The organism is Pseudomonadota bacterium, assembly GCA_011049115.1.
Taxonomy (GTDB): domain Bacteria; phylum Desulfobacterota; class Anaeroferrophillalia; order Anaeroferrophillales; family Tharpellaceae; genus DSCM01.
Genome location: DSCM01000083.1, coordinates 38,821 through 44,820, shown reverse-complemented (window position 1 = coordinate 44,820; position 6,000 = coordinate 38,821). Strand labels below are relative to the sequence as shown.

Sequence of the window (6,000 nt, the reverse complement as noted above, 5' to 3'; positions counted from 1 at the left end):
TTCATCGGGTTTTTCATGACTGATAATTTGCAGCACACTTCTGAAATCGTGAATTGAAGCCGACCTGAGACACACGTCATTCTTGATGCCCAACCTCTCCAGATTAGTAAAGCTCGCCCCGAATACATCACGTGAGACCCCGACAACCTTATAACCTTTTTTTATCAGAAAATCGGCCAGAAAAGTTCCATCCTGCCCCGACACTCCAAAAATAAGCGCAGTTCTTTTCACTTTCTGATCCTTACTCATTACTCTTTTTCCCTTTTCACCCATTCATATACTTTCATCGTCACAATGCGAAACTTGCGGACATGCATGTTGTAACTTTTCAACTAAGCTGAGCAATCAGTGGGCTCGCTCCCAATTTCCAGCATAACTCCGGCCAAGCCTCCTGATTTTTTGGTCTTTCACCTTTCTCTACAGGCTCAAATCAGCTACGCAGAATATTGAGATTCTCTTTATGAGATGTTATTCCTTCGGCTCAGCGCCATTCGATTTTTTACCCACCAGGCGTATCCCAGTTGTAACCCCAGGCAGGCTCCGATAGGGAGCATAATCTTATTCCCCGCCAGCAAAACCACCATCCCTTGAGTTATAGCCATGCCGAAATTCGTCATGGTTACGGTTCTCTGACTAAATCCACATTGCGCAAACTGCTGGTAAAGATGGCTGCGGTGAGCTTTAAAAATATTTTCCCGACGCGCCAGCCGTCTGACCAGAGTAAAAACCGTGTCAAAGATAAAATTAGCCATGAGCAGCGGCATGAGAATTAAAGCCGACACAGAATGGCTTTTACTCCAGGCGGACAGGCTCATGGTAGCCAGGATGAAACCAATACTGACGCTGCCGACATCGCCCATGAAGACTTTGGCCGGCGGAAAATTAAATGCCAAAAAACCCAGACAACCTACGACCAGAACAAAAGACAGGTATCCTAGATAATAGTCCCCCGTGCTGAACTGGACGATACCAAAAAAAAAGGCGGCAATCAGTCCCTGACCAGCCGCGATACCGTCTATGCCGTCCATGAAATTAACGGCATTGGCCAGGCCGACTATCCATACCGACGCCGTCAGCCAATAAAACCAGGCCTCAGGACAAACCCAGCCGCCGCCGTTCACCTGCCCGGTTCCGCCAAGCAGGCTGAGAAACAGCAGCGCCGCCGCAACTTGAACCAGAAGCCGGAACAACGTCGGCAGTTCCCTGATATCATCCAGCAGAGAAACCACGGCAACCAGCAGCAGCGGCACAACCATCGCGCTTAGCTCTCTCTGGCCGACCACATACCGTCCTCCCCAGCCCTGAGAAAGAAGGACCCCGGTAACGAAGCTCGTCACGATACCAACCCCGCCGCATTTGGGTGTCGCCTGAAAATGTGAAGAACGTTCATTAGGGTGATCCAGCAGGCGGACATAATATAGAATCACCCAAGTGATCGACAGGGACAGAAAGAGCAGGCCGCCCAACGATACAATTTGCAGCTTCAGAATATTCCAGTTGAAATTCACCGCATTCCCTCAAGCAGCAGCTGTTTCACGTGAAACCACAATCCTGGTTATCAATCCTGATTTATCACAGACCATACTCGCTTGGCGGCAATTTCTCGCAAAGCCATGACTATCGGACGATTTTTATAATTATCCAACAATGATTTTTTCTGCGCGACAATCTGTTTTGCCCGCTTTGACGCTAAAGATATAAGCTCGAAACGATTTTCCACATTCTCAAGACAATCTTCTACCGTTATTCTCGCCATAATCACACTCCTCAAACAGCCTAAAAAGCCTTACAGACCTGATTCTTTCCGACAAAACAATGGCTTGCATTTGCAACCTTGAGACGGAAAGAACATCATTGACCAAAATATAATCATACTCATGGGCATGGCGCAACTCAGTTTCCACCGCACCCAAACGGCGCTCAAGATCCTGCGGTTCATTCTGACCTCGAGCTTCCAGCCGGCGACGCAACTCCTTCATTGAAGGAGGCATAATAAAAAGAGAAACAATATCCAACCCGGCAAGATCCTTGATCCTTTTAAATCCCTGAACATCGATGTCCAGCACCACATCATTGCCGGTACGGATCAGAGCATCTACCGCCGCCTTGGAAGTTCCATAATAATGGCCATGAACACAGGCCCACTCAAGAAACATATCCCGATTACACATGTCGATAAATTGCGCCTCATCGACAAAAAAATAATCAATCCCCTCGGTTTCTGTGGCCCGAGGGGGGCGGGTGGTGTGTGAAATTGAATAAGACAAACCCGCCACATCCTGAAACAATAAACTTAACAAGGTGCTCTTGCCACAGCCGGATGGCGCTGAAACCAAAAAGATAAACGATTTGTGCGTTAAATCAAATAACATTCTGGACCTGCTCACGCATCTTTTCAACTTCATTCTTAGCTTCCAGCACCAACTTAGTAATTTCAAGACAGTTTGCCTTTGAACCAATCGTATTAACTTCACGCAACATTTCCTGCAACAGAAATTCAAGCTTCTTGCCTTTACGTAGAACCGGCTCGACAATTTCCGCATCGAATTGTTGCACATGCGATTTAAAACGGAGAAGCTCCTCGGCAATATCCGCCTTTTCGGCCAACAATGCCACCTCCTGATGCACTCTGAACGGATCAAGCTCCACGCCTTGGCCCGAAAGAATAGAAGTCAGCCGGTTATGAAGGCGCTCAAACAAAACCGCAGTCAACCCGTCTGCCCGATTCTCGATAGAAACTATAAGGTCGGATAAATTAGACAAACCACAAGCAAAAGACGCAGCCAGGTTTTTCCCTTCCGCCAATCGAGCCGCGGCCAGCGCCTGCAAGGCCTCATCAAAAACCAAAAGGACTTCTTCATGCGTCACCGGCAACGCCGCCTCGGAAGTATCATAAGCTTCGCGTCGAGAGAAAACGGAGCTGAAAAGCGCTGGCAAAAGGATATCAGTCTGTCGCTCACAACCAAGATCGGCAAGCACCGCCCGGGCCTCACGATAAAATCTGGAAATGTAATCCACATTCAGCAGTGAATAATCAACGGAAACCGCAAACGCATCAGAAGAGTCAGCCACAGCCTCATGATAAAGAAACACATCTACCTTGCCCCGTTCTAGACTCGCTGTGATCTTTTCCCTCAGCCTGGCCTCCAGCCCGGCAAAAGAATGCGGCAAGCGAAAACGTACATCCAGAAAACGACTGTTAACCGATTGCAAGACAAAACGAATTAAAAAACGATTAATCCTTCGCTCGGCTTCGCCGTATCCGGTCATACTGGCAAGAAAGGAAGTTCCCGAAGCTTGGTCCGTCATAAAATAATTACCGTCGCCACTTACGCAATCTAGCGCAAATCAACATTTACCTCATCCGTTGAAAGGCTTTCATTGCGCCGCATTGAATTATCGAACGCTGTCACCCTGTAAGAAAATTGCTGACCCTTCATAACCCGACAATCGGTAAAGGTCTTCACTCCCTGAGAAAGTACGGCGATACGGCTTTCAATGCCACTCGAAAGATCACGACGATAAACATTGTAACCTAAAACGTCCGCGGAAGAAGAAAGCGACCAAAGCAGTTGCACTGATCCTTCAAAATAAAAAGCGGTCAGACTTTCCGGAGGTTCGGGAGGAGTAAAATCTCCAGCGGCAACCATCACCGATTCGGAAAACCGACTCTCAAAGGAACTGGTACCCATGGTAATCAGGGCGGTGACCGCATAGCGGTATTGATCCCAGTCACGCAGACCGACATCGTAGAACCGAGGCTCGACCACCGGCTCTCGGCTGACGAGGGTGTAGGAGGATAAATCATCGGCTCCGGATGCACGATAAACCCGGTAAGATAGAGTTGCCGTCTCCGTCATCGGCAAAGCCGGCGGCCGCCAACTCAACTCAACCGACGAAGCCGAAGGCAGAACCTGAACCGACTCCGGCGGCATAATCTCAGGCAGATAAGCTGCAGCAACCTTATTTGAAAGCGGACCTTCCCAACCAGCCTGACTTCTAAGTAAAAGAGCGAAAACACCGACCGTATTAATTTCAAGCTCAGGTAACGGCAAACAGAGCGAGTTTCCCCTAACGAAAGCCGGAGCCGGAGACTTCACCTTCAGCTTCAGTATATCGGAAAAACCTTCATCACAAAACAAACAACCTTCCTGGCCGGTGTAAACCGTCTTTGCTTTAACAACGTAGATCAGCTCATCAGGAATATCGCCTGTCTTTAAAGCGGAAGGAATCGTCCAGGACAAAAGCCGCCGCCCCGGTAATACCTCAACCTGCAAATCTTCAATCTGCGGAGGGACAAAACTCAGAGCCGGCAACGGCTCAGCGCGCTTGCCGCAGGAAAGCAACAACATTCCGCCAAGCAAAAGCGAAAAAATCAAAGCAAATAAAAATGAGAAATTTTTCATATTCTTCAATTATATATCAATTAACCGATAACCTATGATCAATTCAACCTCTCAACGAGCCCCAAGAGATTGTATAAATCCTCTGACCCTGAGAATCTGCTCCTCAACCTGAGCCATGGCGGTTCCACCATAAATATTTTTTGCATTAACGGCATCGAGCGGCCCGAGATAATTAAAAATATCCGCTTCAAATAAATCACTAAAACTACGCCAATCGGAAAGTTTAAGCTCTGTAAAAGACAAGCCACGGGCCTCGCAAAAAGAAACCGAGCGTCCAACAATTTCATGGGCTTGACGAAACGGCAGCCCTTTACGCACCAGGTAATCCGCAATTTCGGTTGCGTTGGAAAAACCGGCGCCTGCCTGTGCAAGCATGACTTCCGCGTGGACCTCCATCTGCTGAATCATCGGGGTCATAATCCGCAAGCAAGCGACAACCGTATCAAGAGCATCAAACAGTGGCTCCTTATCCTCCTGTAAATCCTTATTATACGCCAAGGGAAGAGACTTAAGTGTCATCAACAGAGAAACCAAAGCGCCGGTCACTCGTCCGGTTTTCCCTCGGATCAATTCCGGCACGTCCGGATTCTTCTTCTGCGGCATGATACTGCTGCCGGTACAGAAACCATCGCTTAAAGTTACATACCTGAACTGGACCGAGGACCATAAAACCAGCTCTTCACAGAAACGCGAAAGATGGAGCATCAACAAGGAAAAAATAAAAAGCAGCTCGGCGACCCCATCCCGATCGCTGACCGCGTCAAGACTATTAGCCGTCAAACCGGCAAAACCGAGCTCCTCGGCCACCGCCTTACGATCGAGAGCAAAACTGCTCCCGGCCAAAGCGCCGGAACCCAAAGGAGAAACATTAAGCCGTGCATGACAATCTTCAAGTCGAGAAAAATCTCGCCGCAACATTTCCACATAAGCCAAAAGATGGTGCGCAAACAACACCGGTTGCGCGGTTTGCAAATGAGTAAAGCCCGGCATTACCACGGACTTATATTTTTCCGCTTGATCAACCAAACCGAGAATCAGGTCCAAGAGAAAGCGCTGAATCTCAGGAATTCGGCGCCGCATATACAACCGCAAATCCAGGGCTACCTGATCATTGCGACTGCGCCCGGTATGTAAACGTCCCGCAATCTCGGGTCCGATAATTTCCGCCAGACGGCTTTCGATATTCATATGAATATCTTCAAGTGAGGTCAAAAAAACAAACGTCCCCGACATGATTTCCCGGCGTATCTGTTCCAACCCCTCGATCAACCTTTGACTGTCATTTACAGAAATAATGCCTTGCTTTCCCAGCATCCGGGCATGAGCCATACTCCCATCTATATCTTCCTGAAAAAGCCTGCGATCGAATTCAATTGAGGCCGTAAACTCTTCCACCAACTCATCAGTGGGAGCATTAAAACGTCCACCCCATAGTTTTTTATTCCTGTTCTGCACCATCATAAAGCCCTAAGTTTATCGTACAATTAAACGCAATTATTTTCAGCCTGAATTTCAACGCTACAAGCAGAAAATGCTGAGAACCTACCTGATTTCTGCAGGGAATCGAATCGTGCCCTCAAATTTTCCGTGCCGA

The 6,000-nt window shown here is 48.2% G+C and carries 7 protein-coding genes; all 7 read right to left on the bottom strand.

All coding sequences use genetic code 11. The features are described 5' to 3' along the window. A partial coding sequence (locus tag ENN66_07030; GenBank protein HDS16352.1) for an NAD-dependent epimerase/dehydratase family protein occupies positions 1–249 on the bottom strand: 249 nt, incomplete at its 3' end. Between the two features lie 209 nt (positions 250–458). Further along, on the bottom strand, positions 459–1,508 hold the full coding sequence (locus ENN66_07025) for a glycosyltransferase family 4 protein (GenBank protein HDS16351.1): 1,050 nt from the start codon (positions 1,506–1,508) through the stop codon (positions 459–461). A 50-nt stretch (positions 1,509–1,558) separates the two neighbouring features. Next, positions 1,559–1,756 (bottom strand): DNA-directed RNA polymerase subunit omega, encoded by a 198-nt coding sequence (locus tag ENN66_07020; GenBank protein HDS16350.1) that lies wholly within the window; start codon positions 1,754–1,756, stop codon positions 1,559–1,561. Further along, complete coding sequence (locus tag ENN66_07015; protein HDS16349.1) at positions 1,725–2,372, bottom strand: guanylate kinase; 648 nt, start codon at positions 2,370–2,372, stop codon at positions 1,725–1,727. The genes ENN66_07020 and ENN66_07015 overlap by 32 nt, the downstream gene beginning before the upstream one ends. After that, positions 2,362–3,309, bottom strand: a complete 948-nt coding sequence (locus ENN66_07010; GenBank protein ID HDS16348.1) for a YicC family protein — start codon at positions 3,307–3,309, stop codon at positions 2,362–2,364. Before ENN66_07010 ends, ENN66_07015 begins: the two co-directional genes overlap by 11 nt. 29 nt (positions 3,310–3,338) lie before the next feature. Then, positions 3,339–4,406 (bottom strand): hypothetical protein, encoded by a 1,068-nt coding sequence (locus ENN66_07005; GenBank protein ID HDS16347.1) that lies wholly within the window; start codon positions 4,404–4,406, stop codon positions 3,339–3,341. A 51-nt stretch (positions 4,407–4,457) separates the two neighbouring features. Further along, on the bottom strand, positions 4,458–5,864 hold the full coding sequence (gene argH / locus ENN66_07000; protein HDS16346.1) for an argininosuccinate lyase: 1,407 nt from the start codon (positions 5,862–5,864) through the stop codon (positions 4,458–4,460). Positions 5,865–6,000 lie beyond the last annotated feature (136 nt).

Bases quoted from the DNA above. Each gene is read 5' to 3' on its own strand.
- ENN66_07020 (HDS16350.1), bottom strand. From the start codon at position 1,756: ATGGCGAGAATAACGGTAGAAGATTGTCTTGAGAATGTGGAAAATCGT.
- ENN66_07015 (HDS16349.1), bottom strand. From the start codon at position 2,372: ATGTTATTTGATTTAACGCACAAATCGTTTATCTTTTTGGTTTCAGCG.
- ENN66_07010 (HDS16348.1), bottom strand. From the start codon at position 3,309: ATGACGGACCAAGCTTCGGGAACTTCCTTTCTTGCCAGTATGACCGGA.
- ENN66_07005 (HDS16347.1), bottom strand. From the start codon at position 4,406: ATGAAAAATTTCTCATTTTTATTTGCTTTGATTTTTTCGCTTTTGCTT.
- argH (HDS16346.1), bottom strand. From the start codon at position 5,864: ATGGTGCAGAACAGGAATAAAAAACTATGGGGTGGACGTTTTAATGCT.